This is a genomic window from Peribacillus sp. P4_B1 (genome assembly GCF_056402395.1).
The window spans coordinates 272,791-289,204 of the sequence record NZ_JBFUHM010000001.1 but is presented as its reverse complement, the minus strand read 5'-3'; the positions used below and the strand labels follow the sequence as shown (position 1 = coordinate 289,204).

Below are 16,414 nucleotides of genomic sequence, written 5' to 3'. Positions count from 1 at the left end.
CGACTCAGGGCAAAAGTGTTTACCTAAAAGATAAGACAAAGTTGATTGGAACGGAAGGTACGAGACTCCTGCGGGAAAAGCGCGTCTAGGGGAGACCCCGCAGGCGAAAGCCGAGGAGGCTCCCCGACCGCCCGCGGAAAGCGAGTGCCTGGAGTGGAAATCAACGGCCAAATTGTACAACTCATAAAAAATAGACAAACTCGATTTTCCTCGAGTTTGTCTACAGTCTGAGACCTTTCCATCGAGGAAAGGTTTTTTGCGTTGTTTGCAGGAATCAAAGGTAAAATGTTGAAGTTTACCTATAAGTGAGTTTTTAACCGTTTTAATATACAGTATATGCATAATTTGAACCCTTACTTGCTGGAACTCCGTCGAATGAAGTTTAAATCATTAGTAAAGGAGGTGGAAAAAATGAACAAATATACTGGAAGGATCATTGTCCCTGCCCTATTCTTCATATTGATATTGCCCTATTTAGGATGGTTGGGCCATGAAGAACGCAGGTTTTCCGCCTTTGCAGGAATATATTTACTCGCCATTCTATCCATTGCTTGGTGTTTGGGTGCTATCTATGATAATAAACGGAAAACGATAGCTATATTGCAAGATAGCGAAGGACGTTATCGCATCTTCTCCAAGTACTCCAAAGAATTGGTCAATAGCTTCAATGAGGTTATTTTTCAAACGGATGATAAAGGAAAATGGTTGTATTTAAACCCAGCATGGAAATCGATGAGTGGTGCGACGGTGAACGAATCACTTGGGCTTCACTTTTCTAAACATATGGATATGACTTCTTATCAGGACGTATTAAAGGCCTTTGCGGAATCCTTTCATCAAGGAAATAAATATTTTCGAGTGGACATTAAACTGAATGCGAAAAAAGGGACCAGTTGGGTTGAAGCATTCGTTAAACTAATTTACGATGACGCAGGGAAATTCATAGGGACGGCAGGCATATTATCGGAAATTAATGAACGTAAACATGCAGAAGAAAAGCTTGTTAGCCTAAACGAACATTTGGCAATCACATCAAGCAAGTTATCAACGGCTGCACAACTTGCGGCAGGGATTGCACATGAGGTCAGGAATCCGATGACAGCCATAATGGGGTTTGTAAAGTTGATTAAAGATGGCGGTGCTGATAAAGATGAATATTATGATATTATTTTTTCGGAAATAAATCGAATCGAGCAAGTCCTGAATGAACTTTTGCTGCTTTCGAAACCCGCGGAGGCGGTTTTTCTTGAGAAGGATTTAAAAGAAAGCTGTAACCATGTCGTTACACTGTTGGAGACAAATGCCGTATTGAACAATATTCAAATTCATAAAAATTACGATACAGAACCCATTTTTATTTACTTTGATGAAAACCAAATCAAGCAAGTATTAATAAACATGATAAAAAATTCCATAGAATCGATGCCGAATGGCGGAAATATTTTTGTGAGCGTAAACGAAAAAAATGGGGAAGTTTTTTTGAGCATTTTGGATGAAGGGGAGGGTATCCCGGAAAACTCCCTTCAAAAAGTAGGAGAACCATTTTTCACTACAAAAACATCAGGAACGGGATTGGGTCTTTCCGTTTGTTTTAGAATCATCGAAAAGCACGGCGGAAAAGTGTTCATAACAAGCGAACTGAAAAAAGGTACGAAAATCGTTTGTGTATTCCCCGCAGTCCTACCAAGTGATTATAACGGGAACGAAAATGTCCAGATAACGGGACAAGAACGACATGAAAATATATAATTCGATCGTTATAAAAGTCAGAATATTTCGTGTACTAAAACGGTAATAACATACTAACCGGTTAGTCAGTTTTAAAGGAGGAATTCAATTTGCAAATTGAACATGATCAAGGGGTGCAAAATCTGGAAAAGAAGTTAACGGAATTCATGGAAAAGTACGTATTCCAAAATGAATCCGTATATCAAAAAAGCAGCTAGATTCACAGAAGAGCCGATGAGTGATATACCGCCGCTTTTATCTGAATTAACGGCAAAAGCAAATTGTGGAATTTATTTTTACCTTATCGCAAATATGGAGCAGGTTTAACAAATCTAGAATATGCCCCGCTTTGTGAAATCATGGGAAGGACGATGATAGGACCTGGAATCTTCAATTGTAACGCGCCGGACACCGGTAATATGGAAGTATTGGTGAGATACGGTTCCGATGAACATAAAGATCGCTGGCTGAAGCCATTGCTTGCCAAGGAAATACGCTCATGCTTCTCGCTAACAGAACCAGTAGTGGCGTCTTCGATGCTACCAATGTAGAGTGCAGTCTTGAAAAGGCAGGTAATGATATGTCATAAACGGCCGGAAATGGTGCCCTTCAGGAGCAGGAGAGCCCCGATGCGAGATTGCCATCGTTATGGGTAAGACAGATCCTGAAGCGTCCAAGCATGATCAACAGTCAATGATTCTTGTACAGCTGGACACACCGGTTTTCAAAATCGAGGGAATGCTCCCCTGTTTGGTTATAATCATGCTCCGCATGGCCATGCGGAAATCAATTTTGCAAAGGTGAGGGTCCTGGCAACGAATATACTATGGTGAGAAGGTAAAGAGTTTGCGATTGCCCAAGGAAGACTCGGGCCTGGAAGGATACACCACTGCATGAGGCTGATCGGTGCTGCTGAAAGAGCACTTGAAGAATTATGTAAGCGCATTCAAACCCGTGACGTTTGGTAAACCTTTGGCGAGGCAAGGTGTGATCATGGAATGGGTTGCCGATTCACGGATTGAAATCGAACAAGCAAGGCTTCTTACTTTATAGGCTGTATGTGATGGATACTGTCGGGAACAAGGGAGAGAAGGCGGGAGATAGCCATGAAAAAAGTGGTGGCACCAACTAGGGCATTAAAAGTGCTGGACAGGGCAATTCAAGGGTTTGGAGCTGCAGGGATTTCAACGATTTACCGTTTGCTGCACATTGGGCAAATGCACGGACGTTGAGGCTTGCTGATGGTCCTGATGAACCGTTCACAAGTAGCTAAAATAGAACTTCGAAAATAAAAGCATGAGGTGAAGGTATAAAAGGTACCGGCCTATTCAATTTAACTGGAAAGACGGCGATCATAACTGGTGGAGGGATGGGATTGGGAGTACAAATAGCGACCTGATTTGTCGATGCAGGGGTGAATGTCGTGCTTTGTTCAAGGAAGAAGGAAGCATGCGGTGAAGTTGCTCGCAAATTGAAAAACTTGGAGGCAGGGCGCTGTCCTTCAAGTGTGATATCACAAATCCGTCAGATGTACAGGAAGTGGTTAACGAAACTTACCGGGGATTCGGTGCCATTGACATTTTAGTGAACAATAGCGGGGCATCCTTGGGGCTCTGGCCGTCGACATGTCCCTTGAAGCCTGGCAGAAGGTGATGAATGTCAATGTAACCGGAACTTTTATCATGAGCCAGACTGTAGGAAGGATCAGGAAGGCTATGGTCTTACGGAAGCTTCGCCAACTACGTATTGCAACCCGGTATTTGCTGAAAGGAAGCATGGGAGTGCCGGGATCGGAATCCCTTCGACAGAATATAAAGTGATGGATCTAGAATACGGGACTAAAGAAGTGGCCCCAGGCGAAATGGGGGAATTGGTCATCAAAGGACCTCAAGTGATGAAGGGTTACTGGAATATGCCAGAGGAAACGGCGGTGACTCTTAGGGATGGTTGGCTTTATACGGGTGATATCGCCAAAGTTGATGAAGAAGGGTTTGACAGGAAAAAAGATTTGATCATTGCAAGTGGGTATAATATCTACCCGCGTGATGTCGAGGAAGTCCTCTATGAACATCCTGCTGTCCAGGAAGCGGTTGTCTTTGGAGTTCCAGATGCTTACCGAGGGGAGTCGGTAAAAGCAGTGCTTGTACTTAAAAATAATAAAAAGGCAAGTGAACGGGAAATCATCGAGTACTGCCGTACAAATCTATCGGCTTATAAAGTTCTGCTTTTCGTTGAATTTCGTGAGGAGTTACCAACAACAAATGTCGGAAGATTTTAAGGCGTGCTTTAAGGGAGGAAATTTCCAAGAAATAAGAAGGCTTTGATAGTGCGGAGCGTATGATATCAATTCAGCTGAATTTTTACAGATTGCGAGGATGCTTACATGAAAGAAAAAATGACAGAACATAGCATGCGCTTATTCGAAAAGAAGGGCTTTAGTGAAACTTCGATTTCTGATATCGTCGAATCGGTTGGAGTGACAAAGGGAACATTTTATTATTACTTTAAGAGCAAAGAGCAGTTGCTTATGGATATTCATATTGCGTATATAGACGAGTTGCTTAGTGAGCAGGAAATCATCATTTCGGATACTAGGAAAAACTGTAAGGAAAAGCTTTTCGTTATGGTATATATGCTTTTAAAAAGCATCAAAACAAAAAAATCAAGCGCCACGGTCTTTTTCCGTGAAATGAAAAATCTAAGTGACGAAAAACTTGCACAAATCCTTCCTAAGCGGGATGAGTTCCGTAATAAAATCAAACAGGTGCTGGTGGAAGGCATCGAGAGCGGAGAACTACGTTCCAACCTTGATGCATCCATCATCTCTTTTGCTATTTTGGGTGTGGCCAATTGGAGCTATCATTGGTTCGACTCTGAAGTTGAAAAAAACGAACAGGAAGTTGCAGACATTTTTATGGGGATGATTCTACAGGGCATTGAAGCTTGACCAGGCTACATACCTACAAGTTAAATGAGAATAAGGGGTATATACCGGATGAGCTATACACCCCTTGGTTGTTAACAAGGATTTCACTTGTACCATTGACCCTTCAAGAATCACTCAATCCGAATCAATGCTAACATCTTTATCAGGATGCATAAAAGAAGGCTGCGGCGTTCTTTTAGCCTCTAACAGTTCACGGTTTTCAGTTGAATTCCAGCCTATATCATTGGTGGGGTGTATCCAGTCGTCTCCAGCCATGATTTCCGGGTCTGTATCTTCGCTCCAATTTTCGAGTGGTGAGTTTTCTGATGCATATTTACTGTCGCCAATGACGACTCCATAATCATTGACAAATGGAGCTCGTGGTTTTATGCCGGTCCCTTTATAGCTTGGTGCGTTAATTTGGTGGGGTTGTGTATCATCGATAATTGGTGAATCCAATTTCTTTTTCATCTAGAATCTCCCTTTCCGTTTTACGGTTATTTTTTCTCGTCTGTCCCTATAATATCCCTGAATAATTTTCGGCAGTTTTACCCCATTCTAAAACGTAAACTATATTAAAAAGGGTGGATGAAAATGAAACGGAAAGCTAATGTAGATGGTGCTGTCAAAGCAAGTAAAACGCCAAAAAGAAACCAAGCTGAAAACGAGTTTTCCAATGAGTTCGCATTAGAGGAAAACCCAATAAAAGGTGCCAACCGCAATTCAAAGCAAGGCAGAAAAGGAAGAAGTTAATGGAAAAAGAAAAACGGAACTCCCAGGAAAAGGTGGGGGAACATGTACGAACTGAATTTGGAATCGAATTCAGTGGCGATATGAACGCAACCAAAATTTATGAAATATTAGCAAAAGAAAATAAAAAACGTGATAATAAATAAGGACGGACCCATTTTGGGTCCGCCCTTAATCTTTAAAAAATGGCATTTCTAGATTTTGGGAGCGGGAAAATGTTTGATCCCTTTCCACTCGGATCAAAATAGGCAAGCATGATCGATGGTTTCTCGACGATTGTACCTTCTGCTAAATACGTTTCCAAATCAAAGGGTAGTGCCTCGAGCAAGGTATGTTTGTGTATTTCTTTTTCATTAAGTGCCAAGGCTGTGAAAGAGGAACCAAGCTGTTCAGGTTTATTCAGAATATCTTCATATATCACTTTCCGTCCTTTTTTATCCAGAGAAGCTTCCCACCAAGGTTTACGTGGTTTGTATTTTTGGTTCATGAAATAATCCAATTTCATGAGTCCGATAATGTTATTCAGTTCAGCAGATTCCCGGGAAGCCAAAAACTGCTGTAAGCGTCTGAACAAGTCTTCAAGCTGGTGTCCGATTCGTGACCAGCCTTGTTCATCCCAAAAGGTACCGAAATCCTGAAAAAAGTCGAATGGTGATTGAAATACCGTTTTGACAAGGTATTCCGTGGTGTGATCCATTCTATGATCGTTCCAGTATTTTTCAAGGACATCTTCAACTTGTTTAATGCGGACAATGTCATCGAAGCTTAAAACATTATTTCCTAGGATTTCATAAGGAGCATGATCACTGTAAATATATTGGTGTTCATTGGCACGTATCCGTAAACCCGTACCTCGGAGCATCTTTAAGAAGCCAAGCTGCATCTCTTCGGGTCTCAGCTCAAAAACATCATTGAAAGTCTTTTTGAAAGAATGATAATCTTCTTCAGGTAAACCGGCAATCAGGTCTAAATGCTGATCAATTTTCTGCCCATCCTTTACCATAGTTACAGTCCTGGTCAGTTTTTCGAAATTCTGTCTTCTCATAACTAGATCATTTGTATGGTCATTCGTCGATTGTACCCCTATTTCAAAGCGGAACAATCCTGCAGGGGCATTATCGTTCAAGAACTGGATAACTTCCGGACGCATGATGTCCGCAGTGATTTCGAACTGGAAAACCACACCGGGAAGATGCTCATCGATTAAGAACTGAAACATTTCCATGGCATAGCTTCGGCTGATATTGAAGGTTCGGTCAACGAACTTAATGGTCTTTGCACCATTAGCCATAAGGTACCTGATATCTTCTTTAATCTTTTCACGATCAAAATATCTGACACCCACTTCAATCGATGACAGGCAAAATTGGCAGCTGAACGGGCATCCTCGGCTAGTTTCGATATAGGTGACACGTTTAGATAGATCGCCACGGTCTTCCTCCAAACGATAAGGAGAAGGGAGCGATTTCAAATCAACCTTGCCGTTTTGAGGCTGGATGATTTTTTTTCCATCCAGTCGATACGCAATGCCTCCGACCTTCTTATAGTCATTCGAACCTTCAATTTCAGATAAAAGGGACTTGAAGGTGACCTCACCTTCGCCAATTACGATGAAATCAGCCCCGGGAATCTGATCAAGCCATTCTCCAACATCATATGTGACTTCAGGTCCTCCGAGAATGATGACCAATTCTGGATTGATTTTCTTCAGCATGGCTACTACCTTCATTGTTTCCTCGATGTTCCAAATATAGCAGCTGAATCCTATGACATCTGGTTTTTTGGAATGAAGGTCACCAACTATGTTCATAATCGGATCTTTTATCGTATATTCTGCTAGATGTACATTATAATCTGGCTGGGCATAAGCCTTTAAATAGCGGATGGATAGCGATGTATGGATATATTTTGCATTAAGAGTACTGATTATTATATTCATGTTAAAGGGCGTAAAAGAAACGCCTGGCTCCTTTCGTGTACATATCTTTTTAAGCCAACAAGCACTAACGAGTAATTTTACCATAGTGCGCTCCATTTGAAAAATGAGTTATTGAATGAACGGAAATCTTTCAGCTTTAAAGCCGAACTGGAATTACTTTTTGAAAAAAACGGATAAAGCAGAAAATGCTTTATCCGTTTTATTTAAAATGCTTGTTTTATATATTCTTTCGTTTTAATCATGAATCGTTTTGTTTTGGTCGCCTTCAATTCGATGATCGGCTGTGCCATTGTGGCAATCATTTCGCTTGATAATAACACGGTAATCAAGAAGGATAGACCGGCAAGCATGATAAAGCTCTCTGTATTGCTGAAGTAGTCATGTATAGTGCTTTCACGGAAGAAGCGGATGAAGAATCCGTGCAGCAGATATACATAAAGGGTTTGTTTACCCCAATTCGTAAAGAAATATTGTCCGCGTGGGATGAATGAAAGGAAGCTGAACACTGAAATTACGCTCAATCCATAAAACCCCAAGCGTTTAAACATGGATACGATTGTCGCATCTTCAAGCTCGGTATATGGTTTCGAACCGAGGAGCCATTTATAATTGACATCGGCATTTAAATAAAAACCGATAAAAATCACTAACATGACACTAAGTGAAGCCAAACGAACCTTGGGTGTGAACAGTTTCTGTAAGTGTTCCTTGCTTAAATGGTACCCGATCAAAAACATCGGAAAAAAAACGAATGTCCTCGAGAGACTAAGGTAATTGGAGACATTGTCAATATACCCAATCAATAAAGCGATTAAAATGGATAAACCTATGCCTACTGATGGCTTTAGCTTTGAAAAACCAAGCAGCATGATGTTCCAGCAGAATAAACTGATCAAGAACCAAAGCGACCATTGGGGATCAAGCAAGTCAACAGTGATTGCAGAACGTTCATATAAAAAATAATAGTAAACGGTATATATCAATTGGAAAATGATGTAGGGTAAAATTAGTTTTTTTGTAATTTTAGCTAAATACCCTTTTTGATAAAAACCTTTCGCAAAAAAACCTGAAACTAGAATAAAGGCCGGCATGTGAAAGGAATAAATGGTTTTATATAAAGCGTAAATCGTTTCACTATCATGTATATACGTATTCAGCAAATGTCCAAAGACGACAAAAGCCATGAGAATGAATTTGGCGTTATCAAAGAAAAAATCACGTTGTTTCATAGTTGCCTCCTAAAAATTTTTAAGGTAGCTAGAGAGCATTGTTATTTCTTATACCCTAAATACATTGATCTAAATCAATATTTATAAAATTTATAAAAATAATATTAAATTAAGCTTAACGCTAAGTTTTAAGTGATTCAACATACTATTATTTGACATAAAGGATAATTTAGGTTTTCGATGAATGCACGGATTTTCGATAATACCGAGGAAAATCAAGATGGGTGTCGAATAAAGTTTGATAAGTATGGGTTTTGAAAAGGGGTGTCAATATGAATATCGGTTATGGGAATGAAACGGAAAATAAACAGGAAATTATAAAATTGAATAAACAGATCGAAGGGTTTTTGAACATTTTCAATTCAATGCCAGAGCCTTATATTAGGGTTGATGAGGAACTAAGGCTCACTTATGTAAATGATGCCGCTTGTGCACTGCTGGAAACATCGAAAAATCAGCTGTTGTCCATGAAGATAACTGATTTTCTCGAGGTTAGCCCTTTAAATGATCAGGAAGAGTCCGGTACTCCAAAAAAGCCGAGTGAAAGTGAAAGACAGATGATCCAGCTCCATACCGGTGCCCTAAAGCATATAGAGTTTATACCAATAGGGGCTCCTTCCGAAGGACAGCAATTTTATCGTTTAGGGGATGTGACATTGGATCTTTCATCATCCCGGGAAACAAGAATGTCAAGGCAGATGTTTTTGGACCTTTTTGATACGGCCGTAGAAAGCATCGTCCTATTCGATGGTTCAGGAATAATCATGGAAGTGAACCATGCTTTTATCCATGCCATGGGCATCCCGAAAAAAGAGATTGTCGGCAAGAATATGAGGGACCTCATTTCCCCTGATTATAAGGCATATTGGGACGAGAGCATAAAAAGAGCATTTGTTGAGTCGAACTTCAAAGGAGAGGTGGAGATAATGATCGGGGTTGAGCGGCATCATTTTACTTTTTCTATCAGCTCAGCGGTAGGAAATGAATTATACATGTCGGTGCTTCGAAGAATTACAGAATCAAATTTAATAGAAAAGAAGTTAGAGACGAGCGAACGGATTTTTGCGGAATTATTCGACCAGTCCATGGATGCGATCATATTCTGGAATGATGACGGAATCATTTTTCGAGTCAATCAATCAGCATGTAAAATATTTGAATCAAGCAGAGAGGAATTGATAGGCAGTTATATCTGGAAATACGTATACAGCAACAAACATCATTTTGATCAGATAATGGAAACGTTTGAAAGGGACACCCAAGTGAGGGGGGAACTGATTTATAAAATGCCGAATCACCAAATAAAATTACTTGAATTGACTGCCAAAAAACATGAGGGTGATGGGTATAACGTAACGATATTTCGAAATGTCAGTGAACGCTGGCTGATTGAGAAGGAATTAAGGGATAGTGAGAAGAAATTCAGGAAGATTTTTGAGGGGACATTAGACGGCTTGATTTTATGGAACCATGAAGGGTTCACGGATATTAATGAAGCGGGTCAGGAAATATTGGAAATATCGAAGCGTAAACTGCTTTCTTTATCTGTAAAGGGATTCATCGAGAAAATCCCTGGAAATGTTCCTGCCTTGAACGCACATATTGATAATGTTTACAAGCATGAGGTCTACTCATCCATCATTCCGATAACATTCGAAGACGGAACAATTAAGCATATTGAATTTTTAACGAGAAAGAATTTATATTCGAACTTGAATCTAAGTATTTTCCGTGATGTGAGTAAAAATCTCGAAATGCAGGAACAGATCCGGAAATCAGATACTTTGAATGTCGTTGGTGAATTGGCTGCAGGGATTGCCCACGAAATCAGGAATCCAATGACTGCATTAAAAGGGTTTATCCAGTTGCTTGAGGATGGTGTTAAGGGAGATTTCTCCACATATTTTCATGTGATTACATCTGAAATTAAGCGAATCGAAACCATTATCACGGAATTTTTGGTACTGGCAAAGCCACAGGCGCTAAAAGTTTTTAAACAGGATGTCCATACCATTTTGAGAGAGACGCTAGAATTACTGGCCGCTCAGGCATTGTTGGAAAATATTCAATTCGAGACAGATTTTGAAGAAGATGAGTTTAAGGTTTTATGTGAAGCGAACCAGTTAAAGCAAGTGTTCATTAACATAATCAAAAATGCATTGGAAGTCATGCCGGATGGCGGATCTGTACGAATTAAAACAACCCGATATTCAGAGAAATATATTTGTATTTCTATTACCGATCAAGGCATGGGGATCTCAACGGAAAAGCTAAAAAAATTAGGTGAACCTTTTTATACGACGAAAGATAGGGGAACTGGGCTGGGGCTCATGGTCAGCTATAAAATCATTGAAGAGCACAAGGGCTTTATAGAAGTGGAAAGCGAAGTAGATATAGGGACGAGCTTTCATATATATTTGCCATTCGAGTGAGAGGTGGAAATGTTCTAGCCCTTTGCCCAGTAACCAGAAAAGTATGGAAAATCCTAATAGTATATGGGGGTCCTTATTCAATGGATTCCTTTTTTTAGTTTCCATTTTCCATCATTATTATCTTGGATTGTACCTGTCCAAAAAATATTGGGCTCACATTAAAGGTACTATCATTTTTGATAAATTTGTACGGTTTGATATTGAGTTAAACTGCTGAATTATTTAAGAGGAAACGAACAGTGAAAAATCAAATGGGAGAACTTTCGACTCGAGGTTCGGAGCTGGCTTCATATCAAATCCTCCTAATCATTATAAGAGGAATATGGGTTAGATATTTCCGTCATATCCTGTCTGCTGGTGGGTCAAGCTTTATCGCAATTTAAGAAGTTTTGTCTTTTTTTGCGAATCTATTTACATATAAGGCATATTTTGTAATACTTCTTTATTATGATGTAACTTTAAAAGGGCAGGAGTAGTGAATGCAGTTATGAATTCTAGGTGTGTAACGGAAATTTGTTCTGAGATTCAAATGAAGCGTTGGGAAATGATGGAGCTGGCAAAAATGTATGGAATAGGCCATGAGTTTACCCTTCGCCAAAGCGAGCAACTTGATAAACTTATAAATGAGTATTTGATCCTTCAACATCATTCGTCAGTGGAAGTGAGAAATAAGCGCGAAGAAATGGTTGTTATTGTACAGAAGCCCTTTAATGATGATATTACAATTTAAATGGAACTGAGAATGCACCATGTCTACTTAAATTGGCGGTATTGGAGATAATCACCTTTAGGGCTAATGATCAGGTGACCGTTTTCTGATGGAAATGAACTTTACAAGCATTTCATAAATAATGTCAAGAAAGACTCATATAAAGGACAATCATTTTCTTTTGAAATTCCTATGGGTATGAGGCATACATTGAGGGGAGGCCACCAGAAGGTGTCCTTTCTAACATCGGGAGTAGTTTAGAAGTCGAATTTAACTGAGTGGATTACACTGATAAATAAAAACTAAAGGCTGACCCAAATAATGGAGCCAGCCATTGTCAGGTCCGGAAATCACAAAATTCCCAATAATATTACCATGAACAAAAGACCAACAATGAAGGAATAGGTTGAGGTGCGTTCATTACCATCCCCATGGCTTTCAGGAATCAACTCCTTATAAACGATGAAAAGCATGGCTCCGGCGGCGAAAGCTAGGCCGTAAGGAACCAGGAACCCAATGTAAGAGGTTAAATAATAACCCAATAAGCCCGTAATTATTTCGATGGTACCAGTTAAGGTTGCTATCAGGAATGCAGTGAATTTACCGATTTTTTGATTGATTAAAAACAAAGCGACTAGTAAACCTTCCGGAGCATTTTGCAGGCCGATGGCAAAGGCGATCAAGTTACCTGTATCAGCTGAATCAGAGGCGTAACTGACACCAACAGAAAGGCCCTCAGGAATATTATGGAGTGTAATGGCAGTGATGATAAGCAAAGCCTTTTCATCAAACTGAATACCACTTTTCGTATGGCTGAGATCGATATGCGGAATGTTTTTCTCCATGATCGTCAATGTCATTACCCCGAGAAAAACCCCAATGACAAGCTGTATATACCCTCCGGTGGCTATAGACTCCGGGATCAGGCTCAATAACGAAGCAGCCATCATAATACCAGCGGTAAATGCCAGAAGCGTGTCTCTGAATCGATGTGTGATTGAATCTTGAATGAACAAGATCGGTAACGCACCGAACCCTGTAGACATGGCAGATAGGATGCTGCCTAATAGAACTCCACTCATGAATTTCTCCTTTGTATGGTCCATATCAACTTATTTATCAACTTAAACAATACTTCATTGTATGGGATGGTAAAAAAATATGTTCCAGGAAACACCCATTTTGCAGTCATGCATGAATGATCTGTATCATTCTTCTGCATACCACTTTTTCAATGTTAGATCAGTCGGCAGCAATACGCTGATGATCCCGAGCAATGGCAGGAATCCCACTAGCTTAATCATGGATTCGATCCCGATTATATCAGCAATGGCACCCAGTGAAACGGATCCAATGGCTCCCATTCCAAAGGCTAACCCTACAGTCAAGCCGGCCATTGTTCCGACTTTTCCCGGGACCAATTCCTGTGCGTATATTACTGTGACAGAAAAACTGCTCATTATAATAAAGCCTGCCATCAATAATAGGATAAAAGCGGCTGTAGGTGGTACGAATGGTAAGAGTGCGGTTAATGGCATACTGGCAGCGAACGAAAAGAGAATCACATTTTTGCGACCGTATCTATCCGCAAGCGGACCACCGAAAAACGTACCTACAGCTCCAGCGGCTAAGAAGGCAAATAGGAAAATCTGAGCGGATTTTATCGTGAATGAATGCTGCTCGATTAAATAAAAACTATAAAAGTTCGTCATGCATGATACATACCAGGAACGGGCAAATATAATGAATAAAATTAATACCAAGGCTTTGGCCACTTTATGGGACCGCTCTTTATTGATTACTTTTGCCGCAACCTTTTTAGGCTGGAAATGAACTAATTTTTGAGAATACCACTTGGCAATATACAGCAATAGGATAACGGCCGTTAAGGCAACTAGGCCAAACCAGAGTGCACCTTTTTGACCAAATGGAACAAGCACGATGGCTGTGATGAGTGGGGCAAGGGCCTGCCCGCTATTCCCGCCTACCTGATAAATTGATTGTGCCAGGCCTCTTTTGGGGCCGCCTGCCATGTAGGCAACCCTAGAGCCTTCCGGATGGAAAATGGCTGATCCAAAGCCCATCAAGATGACTGCACCAAGGATTATGGTATAGTTTGGGGCAATTGCAAGAATGATGACCCCAATTAATGTACTGGTCAATCCAATGGGCAATGCATAAGGAAGGGGCTTTTTATCCGTATAGAACCCAACTGCGGGTTGCAGAAGGGATGAGACGATATTCAGGCAGAATGCAATCATCCCCAGCTGAGTATACGTTAGAGACATTGATTTCTCGAGGATTGGGAACATGGCCGGTACAACGGCTTGAAGAGAATCATTCATTAAATGGCATATGCCTATGATGATCATGATTTTCAGAGTCATATCTTGTTTTTGGGGTTTTGCTTTAATGGCAGCGATGCGTCCCATATGTATATTTCCTTCTTCCTGATTAAGAATTTTACCCATTCCATAATTAAAATAGATTCGATAAGGTACGTCTGCATGACACCTTAAAAAAAATCGGAATCGTTAGTCCTGGCTTCATTTATAAATGAAACTCCTCAATGCATTACTAAGGATGGTCATTAATTAGTGGTAGGCTGATTGTCACGGTTGTACCGTTGAGAGGTTTACTTGTAAGCTCGATGGTTCCGTTAAAAGATTCAATTATTCGTTTACACACAAAAAGTCCTAATCCGGTTCCTTCCTTTTTCGATGTATAGAATGGTTCGAACACTTTACCGATATCTTGTTCATTCAGTCCTTGCCCGGTGTCGATGATTATGATTTTAGCCCGTTCATTTTCATGGTGGATTCGTATCCTTAACTTTTTTCCAACTTCCATGGCCTCGAATCCGTTTTTGGCAATGTTAAGAATGACTTGTTTGAGTTGGTCCTTTGTACAATGAACCAGGATCGGTTCCTTTACGATATTCCATTCCACTTCAATATTGAAGTGACGTGCTTCTGATTCTATTATTGGTCTCAATTCGGCAATGATACTGCGAATATCATATAAGGATAAGGTCTGGACCATGGGTTTCCCTAAAATCAAAAACTCGCTTACGATACTATTGATCCGTTCAATTTCCTTCATGATGACAGAGTAATAAAACTGATCTTGTTCTTCAGGATGTTTTTCAACCAGTAACTGTACCAGTCCCTTTATGCCCGTTAGTGGGTTTTTTATTTCATGTGCAGTACTAGCAGCCAATGTGCCGACAAAATCTATTTTTTGTTTATCGTTTAATAACTTTTGGTTTTTCGTATTTCTGCGTACGATCAGTTCCTCCACGACGGTATAGATTATGTGAGTAAAGAAGAAGGTGAAAAAGACAAGCATTAAAAAGACATTCATGTTATTTGTGTTAATCTTGTCAGGTATCTTCACGGACAGTTTCCAGTCCACTTCGGTTAAAGGAACATCCACCCATGTTGGATGTTCAGTAAATTCTTCGGCATTTATATCTAAAATTCGGGTTTTATCGTTTGTTTCCAATCTAAAGGTATGACCAGGGCTGAGCATTTTTAATATTTTTTCCATATGATCCAGCCTAATATGCGCCAATAAAAACCCTTGCGCCTTTTTATCATGATCCAGAATGGGAGCAAAAATGGAAAAATAATTGAAATCCGGGTCATACAGCTCCTGGGTTCCTACAACAACGGCTTTTTGAGTTTTTACTGCACGCTTTATATCATCCTGTTCAATTAAATGGTAATTATTGAAATGTTTATTCGTCCCCGAGATGGAAACGCCATCCTGATTTAGCCAATATACTCCGGCATACCTGGAATCTGTATCTTTGATCCATTTCATAAGGTGTTCGGTTTTTTTATCATCCATATAAAGAACAGAACTGCTAAGGCTAAGCAGCTCAAGGTTTTCCTTTGTTTCACTGATAACTTGATCTATGTATTCTTGATAAACCGTTCCCGCCCATACAGCTTGTTCCCGTCTTTCTTTTTGAATGGAACGTTCTAAATACATCCAATAAATGATGGATAGAATAATTAATGGTAGAATAACAATAAGTAGATATGTGGTGAATTTATGCCTGGTTTTCATGTTCGTCACTACTTTAACTTTTTTTTCAAGTATATCAAACTGAGTGATTAAACAATAGTGCATACTAACAGAGCAGATTGACAAAAAAGTCATAATGCCATATAATAACTTTTAATTCAAGATATTTTAATTAAAAACTTTAAGGTTGTGAAGTTATGGAGAATAATAACATCCAACAGTCTTTGAAACTGTTTATTGTGATGTCTAGAGCTCATCGATCAATTAATGATGTGGTGAATAAACATATAGCCGAGGAAGGTTTGAATCCAACTGAGTTTGCCGTACTGGAATTACTTTATCATAAAGGCGATCAGCCTCTTCAGCAAATAGGCGGAAAAATCCTGCTAGCGAGCGGCAGCATTACCTATGTCGTGGATAAACTTGAACAGAAGGAATATCTACAGAGAATAGCATGTAAAGAGGATCGCCGTGTAACCTTTGYAAAAATAACGGATAAAGGAAAGGCCTTTATTGAAGGAGTATTTCCTGAGCATGAAAAAAGAATCGATGATATTATGAGTGTACTTACTCAAGATGAAAAGGCCACCGTGATAGAATTACTTAAGAAGATTGGATATTCCGCTCAAAATTAGCTTAAGAACCAGCACCCCGATTTTACTGCAGGTG

The 16,414-nt window shown here is 39.9% G+C and carries 13 protein-coding genes and 3 pseudogenes; 10 read left to right on the top strand and 6 right to left on the bottom strand.

What is annotated here, in order from left to right:
* The first annotated feature begins 411 nt into the window (after positions 1–411).
* From AC1DVK_RS01470 to AC1DVK_RS01450, 5 genes and pseudogenes are all read left to right on the top strand, one after another.
* On the top strand, positions 412–1,749 hold the full coding sequence (locus AC1DVK_RS01470) for an ATP-binding protein (protein WP_176431866.1): 1,338 nt from the start codon (positions 412–414) through the stop codon (positions 1,747–1,749).
* Between the two features lie 89 nt (positions 1,750–1,838).
* A pseudogene (locus tag AC1DVK_RS01465) lies at positions 1,839–3,020 on the top strand (acyl-CoA dehydrogenase family protein).
* A 77-nt stretch (positions 3,021–3,097) separates the two neighbouring features.
* A pseudogene (locus AC1DVK_RS01460) lies at positions 3,098–3,434 on the top strand (SDR family NAD(P)-dependent oxidoreductase); the annotation flags it as partial.
* 2 nt (positions 3,435–3,436) lie between these two features.
* Positions 3,437–4,041, top strand: a pseudogene (locus AC1DVK_RS01455) (AMP-binding enzyme); the annotation flags it as partial.
* 70 nt (positions 4,042–4,111) lie between these two features.
* Entirely contained in the window at positions 4,112–4,675 is a 564-nt protein-coding gene (locus tag AC1DVK_RS01450) for a TetR/AcrR family transcriptional regulator (protein ID WP_410860188.1), read from the top strand.
* A 114-nt stretch (positions 4,676–4,789) separates the two neighbouring features.
* Here AC1DVK_RS01450 and AC1DVK_RS01445 read toward each other — a convergent pair whose 3' ends face one another.
* Positions 4,790–5,125, bottom strand: a complete 336-nt coding sequence (locus AC1DVK_RS01445; RefSeq protein WP_089362348.1) for a DUF3905 domain-containing protein — start codon at positions 5,123–5,125, stop codon at positions 4,790–4,792.
* 123 nt (positions 5,126–5,248) lie between these two features.
* On the opposite strand from AC1DVK_RS01445, the gene AC1DVK_RS01440 reads away from it, so the two are divergent.
* A complete protein-coding gene (locus AC1DVK_RS01440) occupies positions 5,249–5,407 on the top strand; it encodes a hypothetical protein (RefSeq protein WP_089362349.1) in 159 nt (52 codons plus the stop codon).
* Complete coding sequence (locus AC1DVK_RS01435) at positions 5,407–5,550, top strand: hypothetical protein (protein WP_167555972.1); 144 nt, start codon at positions 5,407–5,409, stop codon at positions 5,548–5,550. Before AC1DVK_RS01440 ends, AC1DVK_RS01435 begins: the two co-directional genes overlap by 1 nt.
* Before the next feature lie 32 nt (positions 5,551–5,582).
* Here the strand turns inward: AC1DVK_RS01435 and AC1DVK_RS01430 are convergent, their stop codons facing one another.
* Together AC1DVK_RS01430 and AC1DVK_RS01425 are read right to left on the bottom strand one after the other, a co-directional pair.
* A complete protein-coding gene (locus AC1DVK_RS01430; protein ID WP_477625697.1) occupies positions 5,583–7,343 on the bottom strand; it encodes a B12-binding domain-containing radical SAM protein in 1,761 nt (586 codons plus the stop codon).
* A 203-nt stretch (positions 7,344–7,546) separates the two neighbouring features.
* Entirely contained in the window at positions 7,547–8,572 is a 1,026-nt protein-coding gene (locus tag AC1DVK_RS01425; protein WP_410860190.1) for an acyltransferase family protein, read from the bottom strand.
* A gap of 272 nt (positions 8,573–8,844) precedes the next feature.
* On the opposite strand from AC1DVK_RS01425, the gene AC1DVK_RS01420 reads away from it, so the two are divergent.
* The gene (locus tag AC1DVK_RS01420; RefSeq protein WP_477625696.1) at positions 8,845–11,004 is read left to right on the top strand and encodes a PAS domain S-box protein; all 2,160 of its coding nucleotides are present in this window, start codon (positions 8,845–8,847) and stop codon (positions 11,002–11,004) included.
* Between the two features lie 487 nt (positions 11,005–11,491).
* Entirely contained in the window at positions 11,492–11,734 is a 243-nt protein-coding gene (locus AC1DVK_RS01415) for an aspartyl-phosphate phosphatase Spo0E family protein (RefSeq protein WP_318684406.1), read from the top strand.
* Between the two features lie 329 nt (positions 11,735–12,063).
* Here AC1DVK_RS01415 and AC1DVK_RS01410 read toward each other — a convergent pair whose 3' ends face one another.
* The 3 genes from AC1DVK_RS01410 to AC1DVK_RS01400 form a co-directional block, all read right to left on the bottom strand.
* Positions 12,064–12,795, bottom strand: coding sequence for a ZIP family metal transporter (locus tag AC1DVK_RS01410; protein ID WP_477625695.1), 732 nt, complete (start codon positions 12,793–12,795; stop codon positions 12,064–12,066).
* A gap of 126 nt (positions 12,796–12,921) precedes the next feature.
* The gene (locus AC1DVK_RS01405; protein WP_061462226.1) at positions 12,922–14,145 is read right to left on the bottom strand and encodes an MFS transporter; all 1,224 of its coding nucleotides are present in this window, start codon (positions 14,143–14,145) and stop codon (positions 12,922–12,924) included.
* 145 nt (positions 14,146–14,290) lie between these two features.
* Positions 14,291–15,850, bottom strand: a complete 1,560-nt coding sequence (locus AC1DVK_RS01400; RefSeq protein WP_477625694.1) for an ATP-binding protein — start codon at positions 15,848–15,850, stop codon at positions 14,291–14,293.
* A 92-nt stretch (positions 15,851–15,942) separates the two neighbouring features.
* Here AC1DVK_RS01400 and AC1DVK_RS01395 point away from each other — a divergent pair, with 92 nt between their 5' ends.
* The gene (locus AC1DVK_RS01395) at positions 15,943–16,380 is read left to right on the top strand and encodes a MarR family winged helix-turn-helix transcriptional regulator (RefSeq protein WP_477625693.1); all 438 of its coding nucleotides are present in this window, start codon (positions 15,943–15,945) and stop codon (positions 16,378–16,380) included.
* The last annotated feature ends 34 nt before the right edge of the window (positions 16,381–16,414 follow it).

Coding starts and splice junctions, on each gene's coding strand:
- AC1DVK_RS01470 (WP_176431866.1), top strand. CDS start 412: ATGAACAAATATACTGGAAGGATCATTGTCCCTGCCCTATTCTTCATA.
- AC1DVK_RS01450 (WP_410860188.1), top strand. CDS start 4,112: ATGAAAGAAAAAATGACAGAACATAGCATGCGCTTATTCGAAAAGAAG.
- AC1DVK_RS01445 (WP_089362348.1), bottom strand. CDS start 5,125: ATGAAAAAGAAATTGGATTCACCAATTATCGATGATACACAACCCCAC.
- AC1DVK_RS01440 (WP_089362349.1), top strand. CDS start 5,249: ATGAAACGGAAAGCTAATGTAGATGGTGCTGTCAAAGCAAGTAAAACG.
- AC1DVK_RS01435 (WP_167555972.1), top strand. CDS start 5,407: ATGGAAAAAGAAAAACGGAACTCCCAGGAAAAGGTGGGGGAACATGTA.
- AC1DVK_RS01430 (WP_477625697.1), bottom strand. CDS start 7,343: ATGAATATAATAATCAGTACTCTTAATGCAAAATATATCCATACATCG.
- AC1DVK_RS01425 (WP_410860190.1), bottom strand. CDS start 8,572: ATGAAACAACGTGATTTTTTCTTTGATAACGCCAAATTCATTCTCATG.
- AC1DVK_RS01420 (WP_477625696.1), top strand. CDS start 8,845: ATGAATATCGGTTATGGGAATGAAACGGAAAATAAACAGGAAATTATA.
- AC1DVK_RS01415 (WP_318684406.1), top strand. CDS start 11,492: ATGAATTCTAGGTGTGTAACGGAAATTTGTTCTGAGATTCAAATGAAG.
- AC1DVK_RS01410 (WP_477625695.1), bottom strand. CDS start 12,795: ATGAGTGGAGTTCTATTAGGCAGCATCCTATCTGCCATGTCTACAGGG.
- AC1DVK_RS01405 (WP_061462226.1), bottom strand. CDS start 14,145: ATGGGACGCATCGCTGCCATTAAAGCAAAACCCCAAAAACAAGATATG.
- AC1DVK_RS01400 (WP_477625694.1), bottom strand. CDS start 15,850: ATGCACTATTGTTTAATCACTCAGTTTGATATACTTGAAAAAAAAGTT.